The sequence below is a fragment of the Atlantibacter sp. RC6 genome (genome assembly GCF_014193285.1).
Lineage (GTDB): Bacteria > Pseudomonadota > Gammaproteobacteria > Enterobacterales > Enterobacteriaceae > Atlantibacter.
The window spans coordinates 1-18,333 of record NZ_JACHZE010000007.1 but is presented as its reverse complement, the minus strand read 5'-3'; the positions used below and the strand labels follow the sequence as shown (position 1 = coordinate 18,333).

General features: G+C 56.6%; 16 protein-coding genes. 8 read left to right on the top strand and 8 right to left on the bottom strand.

From position 1 onward, the window contains the following. Positions 1-39: 39 nt before the first annotated feature. Both bcp and FHW74_RS15655 read right to left on the bottom strand, forming a co-directional pair. Complete coding sequence (gene bcp / locus FHW74_RS15660) at positions 40-510, bottom strand: thioredoxin-dependent thiol peroxidase (protein WP_183171316.1); 471 nt, start codon at positions 508-510, stop codon at positions 40-42. After that, complete coding sequence (locus tag FHW74_RS15655) at positions 510-1,082, bottom strand: glycine cleavage system transcriptional repressor (RefSeq protein ID WP_221192380.1); 573 nt, start codon at positions 1,080-1,082, stop codon at positions 510-512. Before FHW74_RS15655 ends, bcp begins: the two co-directional genes overlap by 1 nt. Before the next feature lie 145 nt (positions 1,083-1,227). Here FHW74_RS15655 and dapA point away from each other — a divergent pair, with 145 nt between their 5' ends. The 6 genes from dapA (at position 1,228) to ypfH (ending at position 7,803) form a co-directional block, all read left to right on the top strand. Next, entirely contained in the window at positions 1,228-2,106 is an 879-nt protein-coding gene (gene dapA / locus FHW74_RS15650; protein ID WP_183171314.1) for a 4-hydroxy-tetrahydrodipicolinate synthase, read from the top strand. A 16-nt stretch (positions 2,107-2,122) separates the two neighbouring features. Next, positions 2,123-3,157, top strand: a complete 1,035-nt coding sequence (bamC, locus tag FHW74_RS15645) for an outer membrane protein assembly factor BamC (protein ID WP_183171313.1) — start codon at positions 2,123-2,125, stop codon at positions 3,155-3,157. A gap of 115 nt (positions 3,158-3,272) precedes the next feature. After that, complete coding sequence (gene purC, locus FHW74_RS15640) at positions 3,273-3,986, top strand: phosphoribosylaminoimidazolesuccinocarboxamide synthase (RefSeq protein ID WP_125294146.1); 714 nt, start codon at positions 3,273-3,275, stop codon at positions 3,984-3,986. Positions 3,987-4,118: 132 nt separating this feature from the next. Next, entirely contained in the window at positions 4,119-4,982 is an 864-nt protein-coding gene (locus FHW74_RS15635) for a neutral zinc metallopeptidase (RefSeq protein ID WP_183171312.1), read from the top strand. A 26-nt stretch (positions 4,983-5,008) separates the two neighbouring features. Continuing rightward, complete coding sequence (locus FHW74_RS15630) at positions 5,009-7,033, top strand: tRNA(Met) cytidine acetyltransferase TmcA (protein ID WP_183171311.1); 2,025 nt, start codon at positions 5,009-5,011, stop codon at positions 7,031-7,033. A 71-nt stretch (positions 7,034-7,104) separates the two neighbouring features. Continuing rightward, positions 7,105-7,803 carry an esterase gene (gene ypfH, locus FHW74_RS15625; RefSeq protein ID WP_183171310.1) on the top strand — a complete coding sequence of 233 codons (699 nt, stop codon included), beginning with the start codon at positions 7,105-7,107 and terminating at the stop codon, positions 7,801-7,803. Between the two features lie 40 nt (positions 7,804-7,843). Here the strand turns inward: ypfH and FHW74_RS15620 are convergent, their stop codons facing one another. The 3 genes from FHW74_RS15620 to FHW74_RS15610 are packed head-to-tail and all read right to left on the bottom strand — an operon-like array spanning position 7,844 to position 9,547. Then, on the bottom strand, positions 7,844-8,035 hold the full coding sequence (locus FHW74_RS15620; protein ID WP_125294150.1) for a YpfN family protein: 192 nt from the start codon (positions 8,033-8,035) through the stop codon (positions 7,844-7,846). A 23-nt stretch (positions 8,036-8,058) separates the two neighbouring features. After that, positions 8,059-9,186: a succinyl-diaminopimelate desuccinylase gene (gene dapE, locus FHW74_RS15615; RefSeq protein ID WP_183171309.1), complete on the bottom strand. Its 1,128-nt coding sequence runs from the start codon at positions 9,184-9,186 to the stop codon at positions 8,059-8,061. Between the two features lie 4 nt (positions 9,187-9,190). Beyond that, positions 9,191-9,547: an ArsC family reductase gene (locus FHW74_RS15610; protein ID WP_183171308.1), complete on the bottom strand. Its 357-nt coding sequence runs from the start codon at positions 9,545-9,547 to the stop codon at positions 9,191-9,193. A 493-nt stretch (positions 9,548-10,040) separates the two neighbouring features. Here FHW74_RS15610 and ypfM point away from each other — a divergent pair, with 493 nt between their 5' ends. Next, positions 10,041-10,100 (top strand): protein YpfM, encoded by a 60-nt coding sequence (gene ypfM, locus FHW74_RS15605; RefSeq protein WP_121497584.1) that lies wholly within the window; start codon positions 10,041-10,043, stop codon positions 10,098-10,100. 107 nt (positions 10,101-10,207) lie between these two features. On the opposite strand, the gene acrD is transcribed toward ypfM, so the two are convergent. The 3 genes from acrD to narQ all read right to left on the bottom strand — a co-directional run bounded on the left by acrD (position 10,208) and on the right by narQ (position 15,859). Further along, positions 10,208-13,324: a multidrug efflux RND transporter permease AcrD gene (gene acrD / locus FHW74_RS15600; RefSeq protein ID WP_183171307.1), complete on the bottom strand. Its 3,117-nt coding sequence runs from the start codon at positions 13,322-13,324 to the stop codon at positions 10,208-10,210. A gap of 151 nt (positions 13,325-13,475) precedes the next feature. After that, positions 13,476-14,120 carry a nitrate/nitrite response regulator protein NarP gene (narP, locus tag FHW74_RS15595; protein ID WP_183171306.1) on the bottom strand — a complete coding sequence of 215 codons (645 nt, stop codon included), beginning with the start codon at positions 14,118-14,120 and terminating at the stop codon, positions 13,476-13,478. Positions 14,121-14,146: 26 nt separating this feature from the next. Continuing rightward, complete coding sequence (gene narQ / locus FHW74_RS15590) at positions 14,147-15,859, bottom strand: nitrate/nitrite two-component system sensor histidine kinase NarQ (RefSeq protein ID WP_183171305.1); 1,713 nt, start codon at positions 15,857-15,859, stop codon at positions 14,147-14,149. A 311-nt stretch (positions 15,860-16,170) separates the two neighbouring features. On the opposite strand from narQ, the gene aegA reads away from it, so the two are divergent. Further along, a complete protein-coding gene (gene aegA / locus FHW74_RS15585; RefSeq protein WP_183171477.1) occupies positions 16,171-18,156 on the top strand; it encodes a formate-dependent uric acid utilization protein AegA in 1,986 nt (661 codons plus the stop codon). The last annotated feature ends 177 nt before the right edge of the window (positions 18,157-18,333 follow it).

The following is an 18,333-nucleotide window of genomic DNA, read 5'->3' as shown; positions in this document are numbered from 1 at the left end:
AAAGCCGACCTCGCGTCGGCTTTTTACATCTCGGGTGGATTAACGGTTTTCGTTCAGCCAGGCCAGGACCACGTCGTGGTGGTTGCTGGTTTTGAAATCGTCAAACACATGTTCCACCACGCCGTTGCCGTCGAGCAGAAAACTGATGCGGTGAATACCGTCATAGGTTTTCCCCATAAAGGATTTTTCGCCCCAGACGCCAAACTGCTCGCAGACCTGGTGATCTTCATCGGAAAGCAGGGTGAAATTGAGTAACTCTTTTTCCGCGAAGCGCGACAGCTTCTCGGGCTTATCGGTGCTGATCCCTAACACTTCCACACCGGCTTTTTTCAACTCGTCCATGTTGTCACGCAGTCCGCAGGCCTGCACGGTACAACCAGGCGTCATGGCCTTCGGGTAAAAGTAAACCAGAACACGCTGTCCCTGGAAGTCGGTCAAATTTACTTGTTCACCGTCCTGATCGGGCAAGCTAAATTTTGGTGCGTTCTCTCCGGCTTTCAGTGGGTTCATTACGACACTCCGTCCTGTTCATCTTGCTGTTGATAGTTAACGACGTTAATACTGCCTTGCGCATTCAGTTCTGTACAGAGAGCTTTGAACGCTTGCTCGATTATTGTCGCATTATCCAGCGCGGGGCTGTGGGCGGTCATTTGAATATACAGCTGGGCGCTTTTGCCGTTATCGGCAGGTTGGGTGCGCGACACCAGTTCGGCGATATTAAGGTTGTGCTCGTCAAGCAGCGCGGTGAATCGTTCAATCAGATGCGGAGAGTCTTCCACTTCCACCTGCACCCACACAGTGGCGGGCATCGCCGGGCGCGGGCGGGCGGTGGTGCGTTTCATCACAATCAGTAAATCAAGCTCCGCGCCTTTAAGCGGCAGCGTGGATTCAATCAGCGTGATCGCGTTCCAGCTCCCGGAAAGCAGCATGATAAACGTGAATTCATCGCCCAGCATCGCCAGCCGGCTGTCTTCGATATTACAGCCGCAGCTACTGACGTGGCGGGTAATGGTATTCACGATACCGGAGCGGTCTGCGCCCAGCGCGGTGATAACAAGATAGTGTTGTGATGAGAGTGCCAAACGGATTCTTCCTGTGCCTCTGTGAATAATTATAAGGAAACCATAAAAAAAACCGCCATACAACAACCTGAACGCCCTTGTGCGCTTGCTTTTATAATGGCAGCAAACGTACCATTGAGTTTCTTGTTTGCACAGAGGATGGCCCATGTTCACGGGAAGTATTGTCGCGCTGATTACACCGATGGATCTCAAAGGTAATGTCTGTCGGTCGAGCCTGAAAAAACTGATTGATTACCATGTCGCCAGCGGAACCTCGGCGATTGTTTCTGTAGGGACGACCGGCGAGTCTGCAACCCTGAGCCATGATGAGCATGGCGACGTGGTGATGATGACGCTGGAACTGGCTGATGGCCGTATTCCGGTGATCGCCGGAACGGGTGCAAACGCGACCTCAGAGGCGATTAGCCTGACGCAGCGTTTCAACGACAGCGGTATTGTCGGCTGCCTGACCGTGACGCCGTACTACAACCGTCCTACCCAGGAAGGTCTGTTCCAGCATTTCAAAGCCATCGCGGAACACACCGATCTGCCGCAGATCCTGTATAATGTGCCGTCCCGTACCGGATGCGACATGCTGCCGGAAACGGTAGGCAGACTCTCGAAAGTTAAAAATATTGTCGGTATTAAAGAAGCGACAGGGAACTTAACGCGGGTTAACCAGATCAAAGAGCTGGTTTCAGACGACTTCATTCTGGTAAGCGGCGATGACGCCAGCGCGCTGGACTTTATGCAGCTGGGCGGCCACGGGGTGATTTCCGTTACCGCTAACGTTGCCGCGCGCGACATGGCTGAAATGTGCAAACTTGCCGCGGCCGGCCAGTACCGTGAAGCTCGCGTGATTAACCAGCGTTTGATGCCGCTGCATCATAAACTATTTGTTGAACCCAACCCGATCCCGGCGAAATGGGCATGTAAGGAGTTGGGACTTGTGGCGACCGATACGCTACGCTTGCCGATGACCCCGATCACCGACCACGGTCGTGACGAGGTTGCGGGCGCGCTTAAGCATGCTGGTCTGCTGTAAAGTTTAGGGAGATTTGATGGCTTACTCAGTACAGAAGTCGCGTGTGGCGAAAGTAGCAACCGTATCACTGGTGATGCTGCTCGCCGCCTGTAGTTCCGATTCGCGCTATAAGCGCCAGGTGAGCGGAGACGAGTCTTATCTGGATGCCGCGCCGCTGGCGGAACTTCATGCCCCGGCGGGGTTAATTCTGCCGGTAGAAAACGGCGACTATAACATTCCTGTGACCAACGGCAGCGGTCAGGTCGGTAAAGAACTGGATATTCGTCCGCCAGCACAGCCGCTGGCGCTGGTGACCGGCGCACGCACGCAGTTCACCGGGGATACCGCCACGCTGCTGCTGGAAAGTGGCCGCAGCGGTTCGCTCTGGCCGCAGGTAGTAAGCGCCGTCCAGTCTCAGAACTATCCGATTACCAAACGCGACGATGCCGCCCAGACCCTCAGCACCGACTGGGTGCAGTGGAACCGCGCGGATGAAGATCAGCAGTACCGCGGCCGTTATCAAATCACTGTTCAGCCGCAGGGCTATCAGCAGGCGCTGGTGGTAAAACTGGTGAATCTGGAGCAGGACGGCAAGCCTGTCGCCGACTCGGCGTCGCTCCAGCGCTATAGCGCGCAAATGCTCAACAGCATCGCCGCGTCGCTGGACAAAACCCAAACCGCTAAACAGAACGCAGCGGACAACCGTAACGCCAGCCAGATCGACGTACAAAGCTCCGCCGACGACACCGGTTTACCGATGCTGGTGGTGCGTGCGCCGTTTAACGTGGTGTGGACCCGCCTGCCGGCCACCCTCGAAAAAGTGGGCATGAAGGTAACGGATTCGACCCGTTCAACCGGTAGCGTCGCCTTAACTTATAAACCGTTGTCCGACAGCGACTGGCGGGAACTGGGCGCAAGCGATCCGGGCCTGAGCAGCGGCGATTATAAACTTCAGGTCGGCGACCTGGATAACCGCAGCAGCCTGCAGTTTATCGATCCGAAAGGACACACGCTGACTCAGTCGCAAAACGATGCGTTGGTGGCCGTATTCCAGGCCGCATTCAGCAAGTAATATCAGGGCCGGAGCACTCCGGCCTTTTTTTATTCAGGCTACGCAATCGTGTGCGTCGCCACAAATAGTCAATTTTTTGCGTAAAACATGAATCATCACACCTGGAGTAATAAAGATGCAAAAGCAAGCTGAGTTGTATCGCGGCAAAGCGAAAACCGTTTACAGCACGGAAAACCCCGATCTGTTGGTGCTCGAATTCCGTAACGATACGTCAGCAGGGGACGGCGCGCGCATCGAACAGTTCGATCGTAAGGGCATGGTGAACAACAAGTTCAACCATTTCATTATGACCAAACTGGAAGAAGCGGGCATCCCGACTCAGATGGAAGCGCTGCTCTCCGATACCGAATGCCTGGTGAAGAAGCTGGAGATGGTGCCGGTAGAATGCGTGGTGCGTAACCGCGCGGCAGGCTCACTGGTGAAGCGCCTGGGCATTGAAGAGGGGATCGAACTGAATCCGCCGCTGTTCGATATGTTCCTGAAAAACGACGCCATGCACGATCCGATGGTCAACGAATCCTACTGCGAAACTTTCGGCTGGGTGAATAAAGAAAATCTGGCGCGCATGAAAGAGTTGACCTACAAAGCCAACGACGTGCTGAAGAAACTGTTTGATGACGCAGGTCTGATCCTGGTGGATTTCAAACTGGAATTCGGGCTGTTCAAGGGCGAAGTGGTGCTGGGCGATGAGTTCTCTCCGGACGGCAGCCGCCTGTGGGATAAGAACACCATGGACAAAATGGACAAAGACCGTTTCCGCCAGAGCCTGGGTGGACTGATTGAAGCCTATGAAGAAGTCGCGCGTCGTCTGGGCGTAAAATTAGACTGATCGCGCAATTGCTTAGCGCATAAGGGGCACGTATTAACGTGCCCTTGTCGATCAGGCTCTCTTTTCCTATGGAAATCCGTCCGTTAACCGCCTACGATCAATCAATATTATTATAAAAGTTCGAGGTGGTTCATGCGTTGGCAAGGGCGTCGCGGCAGCGACAATATCGAAGACAGACGTAGCGACTCCCGTGGCCCGATGATGGGCGGCGGCGGTTTCCGTTTACCCGGCGGTAAAGGCGGCGTCGTATTGCTGGTGATCGTCGTGATCGCCAGCTTCTATGGCGTGGATCTCACCTCGCTGTTAACCGGCGGGCAGCCGGTCTCTCAACAAACCAGCCGTTCTATCAGCCCCAATGAGGATGAAGCGGCGAAATTCACTTCTGTCATTCTGGCCACCACCGAAGATACCTGGGGCCAAATCTTTGAGCGTCAGGGCCGGACCTATCAGCAACCCAAGCTGGTGATGTATCGTGGCGCGACCCGTACCGGTTGTGGCACCGGGCAATCGGTGATGGGGCCGTTTTATTGCCCGGCAGACAGCACCGTATATATCGATCTCTCTTTCTATGATGACATGAACAGCAAGCTGGGTGCGGAAGGCGATTTCGCCCAGGGTTACGTGATTGCCCACGAAGTCGGGCATCATGTGCAGAAGCTGATGGGCATTGAACCGAAAGTGCGTGAAATGCAGCGTAACGCGTCTGAAGCGGAAGTGAACCGTCTCTCTGTGCGGATGGAACTGCAGGCGGACTGCTTCGCCGGCGTCTGGGGCCACAACATGCAGCAGCAGGGCGTTCTGGAAGCAGGGGATTTGCAGGAAGCGCTGAACGCGGCGGAAGCCATTGGCGACGACCGCCTGCAACAGCAAAGCCAGGGTCGCGTGATCCCGGACAGCTTTACCCACGGCACATCCGAACAGCGTTACACCTGGTTTAAGCGCGGCTTCGACAGTGGCGATCCGGCGCAATGCAACACCTTCGGCAATAAGCTGTAACTGGCGCATTGAGCAAGGAAGCGGATATGGAGCCTGTGATCGCTCTCACCGCCGCAATGGCGCGAGCGGGTATTCGTCGTTTACTGGTGCTGGCGGGTGAGAGTGAATGGAGTAACGCTACCGTAACGCTGCTTGCCGGGGCGTTACCGGCCCGCTGGTTATGGGTGGGGGAAAACCCCCTGTTCGCGCTGCATTCTCCGGTCTCAAGCGTTCGCACACTGTTAGGACGCGAATTCGACCATACCGTTTTTGATGCCAGGCAGGGGCTGGATGTTGAAGCCCTCGCTGTCGTTGCCGGGACACTCAAAGCAGGAAGCTGGCTGGTGCTGCTGACCCCATCATGGGAACACTGGCCGCAGCAGCCGGATGCCGATTCCCGCCGCTGGGCAGATAGCCCTTCCACTATCGCCACTCCGCACTTTATCTCCCGCCTGCAACGCGTGTTCTCACAAGATGGCGAGGTGGTGTGCTGGCATCAGCATCAGCCCGTTGACTTTACGCCGTCATTGCCGCGCCCTGACTGGCATCCGGCGAACGGCGCGCCGCTGCGCCAGCAGGCGGATATCCTCCATGCCTTGCAAAATATGCCGCGCGGCGTAGCCGTGGTGACCGCGCCGCGCGGACGCGGGAAATCGGCGCTGGCTGGAATGCTGATCGCGGCTTGCACGGGCCATTGCATTGTCACCGCGCCATCCCGCGCCGCCACGGATGTGCTGGCGGAGTACGCCGCCGATAAATTTCACTTCTTAGCGCCTGATGCGCTGCATGAAATGATCCACACCGCGCCGGCTCCGCAGGCCGACTGGCTGGTGATTGATGAAGCCGCCGCCATTCCAGGCCCGCTGTTAAGCACGCTGATTGCCGCCTTTGCGCGTGTTTTGTTAGTGACGACGATTCAGGGCTACGAAGGCACCGGGCGCGGTTTTATGCTTAAATTTTGCGCGGGCGTGCCGGGTATCCGCCAGTTTGCGCTGTCGCATCCAGTCCGCTGGGCGGATAACGATCCCCTTGAACGGGTGCTGGATACGCTGCTGCTGTTTAAGGATGAGGATTTTGCCCACGCGCCGCGGGGAGACGTTCAGTTTAACGCCCTCGGGCAAGCGCAGTGGGAAAGCGATCCCGCGCGGATGGCCTCGGCATACCAGTTGTTATGCGGCGCGCATTACCGCACATCGCCCCTTGATTTACGCCGGATGATGGATGCGCCGGGCCAGCAGATTATCGCCGGAACGGCAGATGGCAGAACGGCGGCGGCGCTGTGGCTGCTGGAAGAGGGCGGGCTTAGCCCGGCGCTGAGCCAGGCGGTGTGGGCGGGTTATCGCCGACCGCGCGGTAACCTGGTGGCGCAATCCCTGGCGGCGCACGGCGGCAACCCGTTTGCGGCCACGTTAAAAGGGCTACGGGTTAGCCGAATCGCCGTGCATCCCGCCCGGCAGCGCGAAGGGTTGGGGCAGGCGTTAATTCGTTGGGCGCATGACCATCACGCACAGAGCGTTGATTATCTCTCGGTAAGCTTTGGCTATACCGAAACCCTGTGGCGTTTCTGGCAGCGATGCGGTTTTACCCTGGCGCGCATCGGCAGTTACCGGGAAGCCAGTAGCGGCTGTTACAACGCCATCGCGCTACTGCCCCTCACGCCAGCAGGCGAAGCGCTGGTCAGTGATGAGCGGGCGCGCTTTGAACGGGATGCGTGCTTCCTGCAATCCTGGATTGAGGAAAAATTGCCTGTGCAGGGCGTGATGGCGACTACGCTTAATGATGATGACTGGCTTGAGCTTGCCGGATTCGCGTTTGCCCATCGTCCGCTGGAAACCTGTCTGGGGAGCGTTAACCGACTGGTTATCGCCAGCCCGCAGCCCCTTCCTGCGCTACGAGGACGCCTTGACGTGCGCCAGTCTGTTTCATCGCTATGCCAGACGCTGCGTCTGAGCGGGCGTAAGGCGTTGCTGGCGCGCTGCCGCCAGGAGGCGTCGCAGGCGTTATATCAGCTCGACCCTGCCCGACACGACGCGTTAAAGAATCAGGTTTTGCAATTGCAATTTTTCCACTGACTTGTTCAGTGAAATGGCATGGTCATCGTTTTTCCGAAGCGTAGACTGTATTCACTAACCAGGAGAAAGCCATGAATCATGACCACGTTGTTGTTCAAAGCCCAGCCGCACCCGCCAAACAGTTGCTGCTGTTATTTCATGGCGTGGGCGATAATCCGGTCTCTATGGGGGAAATTGGCCGTCACTTCGCGCCGCTGTTTCCCGAGGCGCTGGTGGTCAGCATCGGCGGGCCTGCCCCGAGCGGGCCAGCGCCGGGGCGTCAGTGGTTTTCCGTGGCGGGCGTGACAGAAGATAACCGCCAGCAGCGCATTGATGACATCATGCCGCTGTTTATCGAAACCGTGCGCTACTGGCAGCAGCAGAGCGGGGTCGATGCGGGCGCGACGGCGCTGATCGGCTTCTCGCAGGGGGCGATTATGGCGCTGGAAAGTATCAAGGCGCAACCGGGCCTGGTTTCACGGGTTATCGCTTTTAATGGCCGTTTTGCCCGGCTTCCTGAGCACGTCACCACCGCCACCACGGTGCATCTGATCCACGGTGATGAAGATCGGGTGATTGAACTGTCTCACGCTGTGAAAGCTGAAGAGGCGCTGACCCAGGCGGGCGGCGACGTGACGCTGGATGTGATTGAGGATTTAGGCCATGCCATCGATGGCCGCAGCATGCAGGTGGCGCTGGATCATCTGCGCTATACCGTGCCGAAGCGCTACTTCGACGAGGCGCTCAGCGGCGGTAAGCCCAATGATGACGATATTATTGAGATGATATAAAAAAACCCTCGCAAGAGGGTTTTTCAAGAAGTGAGGCCGGTTATGGCTTTTTCTTCGGCCAGTCGTCTTCATCATCCCATTTATCGTTAAAATCACGATGTGGGGGCAATTCCGGACGGTTGTTCAAAAACTTCTTATGATCGATACGCTTAAGGTCTTTGATGACGTTCAGCAACACGCCAACCAGAAAAACCAGTACCAGCACCCACCAGTATTTCGCCAGCAAATCCATGTAGTTCCTCCCGGAACGACTCGTCAGGCGACGAGTTGCTCCATAATGCGTTGATACATGCGGGCCAGCAGTTGCAGGTCGGCGGCGTTCACGCACTCATTGATTTTATGAATGGTGGCGTTAACCGGCCCAAGCTCCACAACCTGCGCGCCCATCCGCGCGATAAACCGCCCGTCCGAGGTGCCGCCTGTGGTCAACAGTTGGGGTTTGATTTCATTATAGTGCGCAACCGCATTCACCACCGCATCCACCAGTTTGCCGCGTGAGGTCAGGAACGGCTGGCCGGATAGCCACCAGTCCACGCTGTAACGCAGCTGATGGCGATCGAGGATCTCGATTACGCGCTGTTTAATCAGCTCGTCCGTCAGCTCGGTGCTGAAGCGGAAATTAAACTGCACGAACAGATCGCCGGGGATCACGTTATTGCTGCCGGTGCCGGCTTTGATATTGGCAACCTGCATGCTGGTCGGCGGGAAGAAGGCGTTGCCGCGGTCCCACTCAATACCGACCAGCTCCGCCAGCATCGGCGCAGCGCGGTGCACCGGGTTATCCGCCAGGTGCGGGTAGGCCACATGACCCTGCACGCCGTGAATGGTCAGGTTACAGGTTAATGAACCGCGACGGCCATTTTTTACCACGTCGCCTACGACCTCGGTGCTGGACGGTTCGCCCACCAGGCAATAATCCAGCCGTTCGTTGCGCGCCATCAGTTCTTCCACCACCTTAACGGTGCCGTTTTTGGCGCTGGCCTCTTCATCGGAAGTGATCAGAAACGCGAGGCGTCCTTTATGGTGTGGATGCTGGGCGACGAAGCGCTCCGCGGCGACAACCATCGCCGCAAGAGAACCTTTCATATCCGCCGCGCCGCGGCCAAACAGCATGCCGTCGCGAATGGTGGGCTCAAACGGCGGATTGATCCAGCGGTCGGCATCGCCTGCGGGTACCACGTCAGTGTGCCCGGCAAAGGCCAGCGTTTCACCCTGACCGCGCCATGCCCAGAAGTTTTGGGTATCGCCAAAATCCATCGATTCGACGGTGAAACCAATGGCGCGTAATCGTTCGATAAGCAATGCCTGGCAGCCCGCGTCATCGGGGCTCAGAGAAGGGCGACGAATAAGCTGCTGTGTCAGCTCAATAACCGGGCAGGACATAACACTACACCTCGTTGAAATACTGCTGATACTGGGTTTCATTGAAACCCAGCAGCATAGGCTTACCGGGCGCGCAGAGCAATGGGCGTTTGATAATTGCCGGCATTTCAATCATCAGCGCAATCGCGCTCGGGGCGTCGTTTACGGCGTTACGTTGGGCTTCATCCAGCTTGCGCCAGGTGGTGCCGCGGGTATTCAGCAGGGCTTGCCAGCCCAGTTCATCGGCAAATTTATGCATCATTTCTGCATTAATACCCTCAACGCGATAGTCATGGAACTGATAATCGATCTGGTGGCTTTCTAACCAGCGGCGGGCTTTTTTGATGGTGTCGCAATTTTTGATGCCGTGCAGAATGACCATATTGAGTCCTTTTGTAGTAATGGAGTTTATTAAATCAAATTTTTAGAATAATTAAATAATCATGTTGCGCGCTAAGTAATATAAAAGTTCCGCGATAATTATGCAGGTGATATTCAGCTTATCACAAAGGATGAATAAACTCTGAATAATAGTCGTAGTGTATACATCGGGTGATCAATATTAACAGAAGCAATGATAATCGTCGCAATGATTACAGATTATTCAGTTCAGTGAAAAGTGTGATGGAAAAGATCGTTGTCTGTTATCATCAGCGCCGCTATTACACCGTTTTGTAACGTAATTCATGGGTAAGTTCTTATTTTAAAGCAAATTTCAAAATATTGCGGTCTGTCACGACTTATGTATTCGAAACGCGGCATAGTACTTTTCAACAACGCTGAATACCAAATAAGACGTGTAAAGCAGTTGGCTAAAATATCTTCACGAAGAAGATATATTTTCATATAATGAAAATATAATAAGAGAGGTAGTTATGATTGATCGTGAACTAGGGAACTGGAAAGATTTTATTGATGGGATGCTGCGTAAGTAACCATCCAGTATGAAATCAAGAACACGACGTTCTTAGAATAATAAATCGTGGGTAAACCCACTAAAAAAGCGACCTTCACAGGCCGCTTTTTTTTTGCGTCAAATCTGTTACTTTTCCGGGCGTTCCTTCAACGGGAAACGCTGTCTTACCAGTACGAAAAACAGCGGCACAAAGAAGATTGCCAGTACGGTAGCGGAAATCATGCCACCCATTACCCCGGTACCAACGGCGTGCTGGCTGCTGGAACCCGCGCCGCTACTGGTCGCCATGGGGAGGACGCCGAAAATAAACGCCAGCGACGTCATCAGGATCGGGCGCAGACGCTGATGGCAGGCTTCCAGTGTGGCGGCGATCAGATCCTTGCCGCGCGCATTCATATCGTTGGCGAATTCAACAATCAGTATCGCGTTCTTGGCCGATAGCCCGATTACCGTCAGTAACCCCACCTGGAAATAGACGTCATTTTCCAGCCCGCGCAGCCAGGTCGCCAGCAGCGCGCCAATCACGCCCAGTGGCACCACCAGCATCACCGAGAACGGCACCGACCAGCTCTCATACAGCGCCGCCAGGCACAGGAAGACCACCAGCAGGGAGATGGCATACAGCGCCGGGGCCTGCGCGCCGGAAAGCCGTTCCTGATAGGACATCGCCGTCCACTCTACGCCAAATCCAACCGGCAACTCTTTCACCAACTGCTCCATGATATCCATCGCGGTCCCGGTACTGACGCCAGGCGCGGCTTCACCGACGATCTCTACCGCCGAATAGCCGTTGTACCGTTCAAGGCGCGGCGAACCGGTTTCCCAGCGCGAGGTGGCGAAAGTGGAGAAGGGCACCATCCCGCCCTCTTTATTGCGCACGTACCACTGATTGATGTCATCCGGCAGCATGCGATATTTCGCGGCGGCCTGAACGTAAACCTTTTTCACACGCCCGCGATCCATAAAATCGTTCACATAGCTGGAGCCCCAGGCGGTTTGCAACGTGTTATTGATGTCGTCAATGGAGACGCCCAACGCCTGCGCTTTACGCTGATCGATATCAATCTGCAACTGCGGGCTGTCGTCCAGGCCATTATGGCGCACCCGGGTCAGCTGTTGATTGTCTCCGGCCAGCGCCAGCAACTGGTCGCGCGCTTTCATTAGCGCGTCGTGACCGGCTCCGCCGTGATCCTGAAGTTCCATATCAAAGCCTGCTGAACTACCCATGCCGCTAATCGCAGGCGGGCTGCTGGCGAACACCCGCGCTTCTTTGATGCCCTGAAACGCTTTGGTGGCGCGTTCGATAATGGCGAACGAACTGCCGGTTTTTACGTCGCGGTCGTCCCAGTCTTTCAGGCGGACAAACATCCGCGCCACGTTTTGCCCGTTGCCGCCCGGCCCGGAGCCCACGGTGGCGAAGACCGACATAACGTTGTCTTTCTCTTTGGTGAAGAAATAGTGCTCCACCTGCTGAACCACTTTCAGCGTCTGCTGCTGGGTGGCGCCGCTGGGCAACTGTACCGAGGTGATAAACATCCCGCGGTCTTCCAGCGGCAAAAATGAGGTGGGCAACCGTAAAAAGATGATCACCATGCCGCCGAGCAGCAGCGCGTAAATCAGCATCCAGCGCACGCTGCGGTGCAAAATCTTGCCCACGCCGCGCTCATAGCGCGCCGCGTTGCGGCTGAACATCCGGTTGAACCAGCCGAAAAATCCGCGCTGGCCGTGGTGCTCGCCTTTATGCAGCGGCTTCAACATGGTGGCGCACAGGGCAGGGGTGAGGATCATCGCCACCAGCACCGACAGCACCATGGCGGAAACGATAGTGATAGAGAACTGCCGGTAAATCGCGCCGGTGGTGCCGCCGAAAAAGGCCATCGGGATAAACACTGCGGAAAGCACCATGGCGATGCCCACCAGCGCGCCCTGGATCTGCCCCATCGATTTGCGCGTCGCTTCCCGTGGCGATAAACCCTCTTCGCTCATAATGCGCTCGACGTTTTCCACCACCACAATGGCGTCGTCCACCAGCAGGCCGATGGCCAGCACCATAGCGAACATCGTCAGGGTATTGATGCTGTAGCCGAAGGCGTACAGCACGGCGAAGGTGCCCATCAATACCACCGGAACGGCGATAGTCGGGATCAGTGTGGCGCGGAAGTTCTGCAGGAACAGGTACATCACCAGGAATACCAGCGCGATGGCTTCCAGCAGCGTTTTCACCACATCGACAATCGAGGCCTTAACAAACGACGTGGTCTCATAGGCGACTTTGTATTCCAGCCCGTGGGGGAAGTACTGGGCCAGTTCATCAAGTTTTTTTAGCGCCAGTTCCGCCGTCGCCATCTCGTTGGCGCCGGACGCGAGTTTAATCCCCAGTCCGGATGCCGCATTACCGTTAAACCGGCTCAGATAGTCGTACTTTTCCGCGCCCATCTCGACCACGGCAACATCGCCGAGTTTCACTTCCGAACCGTCCTGATTGACCCGCAGGGTAATATCGCGGAACTGTTCCGGGGTCTCTAACAGCGACTGGGCATTGATGGTGGCGTTCAGCGCCTGGTTATCCACTGACGGCGTACCGCCCAACTGACCCACGGCAATCTGGCTGTTCTGGGATTCAATCGCGTCCACCACGTCCTGAGTTGTGAGCTGATAGCTGATAAGCTTGCCGGGCTCCAGCCAGATGCGCATCGAGTAGGGCGAGCCGTAGGCGTCAATATCGCCCACGCCGTCCACACGGCTTAATGGATCCTGGATATTACTGGCAACGTAGTCGGCGATATCCTGTTTATCCATACTGCCGTCGGTGGAGACAAACGCGATGGTCAGAATATTGGTGTCGCCGGTTTTACGCACCGTCACCCCCTGGTTTTGCACCGCCTGGGGGAGTTTACGCATCGCCGACTGTAGCTGATTTTGTACCTGCTGCACGGCTTCGTCCGGGTCGGTCCCGGCGGCGAAACTTAACGTAATTGATGCCTGGCCGGTCCCGCTGCTTTGCGACGACATGTACATCAGGTTATCGAGGCCGGTCATGTTCTGCTCGATAACCTGGGTAACGGTATTTTCCAGGGTTTGCGCCGACGCGCCGGGATAGTTGGCGGTGATCCGCACATTCGGCGGCGCCAGATCGGGATATTGCTCAACAGGTAATGAAAAAATGGCTAACGTGCCAGTAAGACACAAAATAATGGCCAGCACCCAGGCAAAAATGGGGCGATCGATAAAAAAATTCGCCATGTGTGTCAAAACCTCTTATTGCTTCGCAGCGTTATTATTAGGGCCCGCTTAACTGTATCCGCTTACCCCAGGTCAAACGTGGAGAAAATGAGGAGATAGTGTAAATTAGTATTCAGTTTTTGCAGGCTGAAGACCCAGCCTGCGAAGGTAATTATAATCCGCGAGTTTCCAGAAACAGCACCGTCGCCGCCACCCGGGAACGCACATTCAGCTTACGTAACAGATTGCGAATATGCACTTTTACGGTCTCTTCAGAAATATGCAGCACCATCGCGATTTGCTTATTCGACTGGCCACGCGCCACTTCCTGCAACACATCCAGTTCCCGCTCAGTCAGCGTGGTAAAAGGATCGTCGCTTTTTACGCTATCTTTACGATTATTTAAGTATTCGCGCACCTGCTCGCTAAACGCGTCGCCATGCAGCGCGCCGTGGCGGATCGCCGCCAGCAGCGCTTCCGGATCGCTGTCCTTGAGCAGATAACCGTCCGCGCCCGCGTCAATCAGGGCATACACATCGTTGCGCGCATCCGACACGGTCAGCACGATAATCCGCGCGCTGACGCCGTCGCGGCGCAGGGCATGCAGCGTATCGAGGCCGCTCAGCCCTTTCATATTGAGATCCAGCAGGATGACATCGGGCGAAAGGCGATTAGCAAGACTGATAGCTTCCGTCCCACTGCTGGCTTCACCCACCACGTTGAAGCTGTCGTCGATTTCCAGCAACTGGCGAATACCGCGGCGCATCAGCGGATGATCGTCGACAATCAATACCTGATGCTGTTGTTTTTCCGTCATCCTGGTCTCCCTGTAATACGGTGTGATTATTGTAATGAGACGTTTGCCACGTCAGACATTGCCTGGGGTGTGGTAAAGCTGATGCCAATCATGGTTCCGCCATTGACCGGACGCGAAATGGTTAGCACCCCACCTAATCTTTCGGCACGTTCATGCATGATATTTAGCCCATAATGACCGGCGGGTTCATCAAGGCTGGCGATCCCGGCGCCATTATCACGGATATACACCGCGTGGCTGCCGTCCGGCGACGTCAAACAGCTCACGGAAATCTCGCTGGCGTTGGCGTGTTTAATGGCGTTTAGTACCGCCTCACGGACGATTTGCAGCAAATGTACCTGCTGCTGGGCATCCAGCGCCAGTGGCGACATTTTGCAATCCAGATGGATCGCGGCGGCGGTTTGCCCGCGCAGCGGCTCAATCATCTCCTGCAACGCCGACGGTAAATCCGCCTGTTGCAGCGTTAAGCGGAACGTGGTCAACAGCTCACGCAGTTGACGGTAAGCGTCGTTCAGCGCCCGGTCGAAATCGCTGATAATCTGCTGCGCTTTGTCATTATCCTGCGGCACCGCGCGCTTGAGCAGCGTCAACTGGATGCGTAAAAACGACAGCACCTGGGCCAGCGAATCGTGCAGTTCACGGGCAATAGTCGCACGTTCTTCCATCAATAATAACTGTTGATAATGCTTTTGCGCCTGGTTGAAGTACAGCCCGCGCCCCAGCATATTGGCGACACTTTCCATCAGCTGCGGCGACGGGTTTTTCCCTTGAGATTGCCAGCGTAGCTGCCCGAAAATCGTTTCCTGCATTGCCAGCGGCAGCGTATGCCACGGCGCCATCGGCTCGCTGGCCCCTTCGCTGAGCCGCCAGTGGCTGCCCACTTCCATCTCAATCGCGCCAATCGCTTCGTGCTGGCGAACAATTTGCAAAATCCGCCGGAAACAGTGCTGGTCGATGGTACTGACATTCAGCGCCTGGGAGCAGTTATACAGCACGCCCAGCATACGGTTGGCTTCCTGTAGGCTGAGGGTTTTTTCCCGCACGTTTTCTTCCAGCGAGCGATACAGCTTTTGCAGCTCGCCGGACATGCGGGTGAACGAACGGCCCAGCAGGCCCAGCTCGTTATCCAGTTCAGTATTAAGCGCCGGGTAATCAAACTGCTGTTGCTCAATGCTGCGGCTGGCGCGCACCAGGCTGTTTAGCGGCTCCACCACCTGTTGGCGAATACGCCGCAAGGTAAACACCACCAGGATAAAGATGGCCATAAAACCGAACAGCGAAGTCAGCACCACCAGGATCACTTTGCGCTCGGCATAGTGTTGCAGCGCCAAAACAAACAGGTCTATCTGATGCACGTAGCCGGAAATATTATCCTGATACCACGCCAGATCCCGCGCCAGCATGCGGTGGTTCATCTCTTGCCAGTTCTCGTGCAGCGCCGCATAACGCTCCCGCACTTCCGCGGGGACATACCAGCGGTTAAGCAACAGCAGAACCGGCGAGTTAAGCGCCGTATCATATTGCTGGCGGTGGATCTCAAGCTGCGGATCCTGGGCCTGTAACTCATAACCGAGCCGGTAGCTTTGCATGCGCAGCGAACCGGCGATATTCACCGCTTCGGCATCGCGCAGGCTGCTGGCAAGCGTCAACAGGGCGACGCCCGTCGAAAGCAGCGACAGCAGCATGATGTAAAAAAAGGCACGGGCAAGGCTTGTGGATACCGGGCGTTGAACTATCACCGAACTGTTCCCTGTACTGCAAAGGTGGTCGCAACCTACCAGAATCTAACGGGACGTGAAACAGCCTTTCCGGAAACTTTCGCGCCAGGTAGCAGCATTTTTCGATCTATAACCTGCCGCTAAAACGTTGCTGACAACCTGATAACAAAAATTTCAGCAAAACAGAGTTTCAATTTCAGCAAAATAAATTGATCTGGTTCAGCTTCCCGGTCAATTTGGGCTCTTTTCGTGCAAACGCCCGTTGCGTCGCCGTCACAGACTGGTTAAGAAATACCCCCTAAAACAATACGCGTATCGGCGGGGTGAGTATGATGAACCGGTTTGTCTTTGCAGAGGCGTCGCGCTGCATTGGATGCCATGCATGCGAAGTGGCGTGCGTGATGGCCCATAATAACGAGCAGCACGTGCTGACGGCGTCAGCTTTTCGCCCACGTATTACCGTGTTGAAACAGGGGAATATCCGCAACGCGGTGACCTGCCACCATTGTGAATCCGCGCCGTGCCTGCGCAGCTGCCCGAACGGCGCACTCACCAAAACCCAGCAAAGCATCCAGCTTGACGAGCGCAAGTGCATCGGCTGCAAATCCTGCATGCTGGCCTGCCCATTCGGCGTGATGCAAATGGTGGAAAGCGCCTGCGGCCCGCACGATACCGTCACGACGCACGCCCATAAATGCGACCTGTGCCAGCAACGTGACGGCGGACCGGCTTGCGTGGAGCAGTGCCCGTCGAACGCGCTGCGCGTGGTGGGCGGCGAGTCGCTCCAGAGCCTGGCGCGTAGCCGCCGCGTTGATACCGCCTGCCGCGAAGCGCGGTCGTCCCACGGCGGGTTGGCGTTACGCAATGCGCCGGACGTGGGTGATAAAGTGCGCCAGATGGCAGCGACTCCGCCGCGCGGTGAGCCGGACAAGCTACCGCTTGACCAGCGTAAAACCGGCTTCGATGAGATCTACCTGCCGTTCAGCGCCGCGCAGGCGGGGGCGCAGGCCGAACGCTGCCTGAGCTGCGGCGAGCACAGCATCTGCGAATGGACCTGCCCGTTGCATAACCACATCCCGCAATGGATTGAGCTGGTGAAGCAGGGCCGGGAAAGCGAGGCGGTGGAACTGTCTCACCAGACCAACTGCCTGCCGGAGATCACCGGGCGTGTTTGCCCGCAGGACCGTTTGTGCGAAGGCGCCTGTACCGTTCGCGATGAGCATGGCGCGGTGACCATTGGCAATATTGAGCGCTATATTTCCGACCGCGCCTTCGCCCGCGGCTGGCGTCCCGATCTCTCTTACGTCCAGCCAACGGCAGGGCGCGTGGCGATTATCGGCGCGGGCCCGGCGGGGCTGGCCTGCGCCGATTTACTGGCGCGCAGCGGCGTACAGACCACGGTTTACGACCTGCACCCGGAAATCGGCGGCTTGCTGACCTTTGGCATTCCGTCGTTCAAGCTGGATAAATCCCTGATGCAGCGGCGGCGGGAAATCTTCACGGCGATGGGCATTACTTTTCAGTTGAACTGCGAAATCGGCAAAGACATTCCGCTCGCTACGCTGGTGGACGAATACGACGCGGTGTTTATCGGCGTTGGCACCTATCGCTCGATGAAAGCCGACTTACCTAATGAAGACGCGCCGGGCGTATATGACGCGCTGCCGTTCCTGATCGCCAATACCAAACAGGTGATGGGCCTGGCGGAGCTGGACACTCAGCCGTATGTCGATATGGCGGGCAAAGAGGTGGTGGTGCTGGGCGGCGGCGATACCGCCATGGATTGCGTGCGTACCTCGCTGCGCCACGGCGCGGCAAAAGTGACCTGCGCCTACCGGCGTGATGAGAAGAATATGCCTGGCTCGCGCAAAGAGGTAAAAAACGCGCGGGAGGAGGGGGCGCAATTTGAATTTAACGTGCAGCCTGTGGACGTGGTGCTGGATGAATCCGGCCACGCATGCGGCGTGCGCTTTTTGCGTACCGCGCTGGGCGAGCCTGACAGCCAGGGCCGCCGCCGTCCGCAGCCGATCCCCGGTAGCGAATTTGTGATGCGCGCCGATGCGGTGGTGATGGCGTTTGGTTTCCATCCCCACGCGATGCCGTGGCTGGAAGCGCAGGGGGTGAAGCTCGACGACTGGGGCCGGATCCAGGCGAATGTGGAGAGCGAGTATCGTTATCAGACGACCAATCCGAAGATTTTTGCCGGCGGCGATGCGGTACGGGGAGCGGATCTGGTGGTGACGGCAATGGCGGAAGGGCGCCATGCGGCGCGGGGGATATTGAAGTATCTTGATTTGGTGGAGCAGGTGGCCCACTGAGAGGGGAAGGGGAATTGTTCCATTCGCGTGGGTTTAGTGGAATGGTTCCGTTCGCCTGGGCTTTCGTGTCAGTCTCTGGCGTCAGTGTACGCGAACGGGCCAGGGGGGCTCGCCGTGTATGAACCGGTCACATGGGTTACAGATCTGACCGGTCACATGGGTGACACTTTTTGCTCT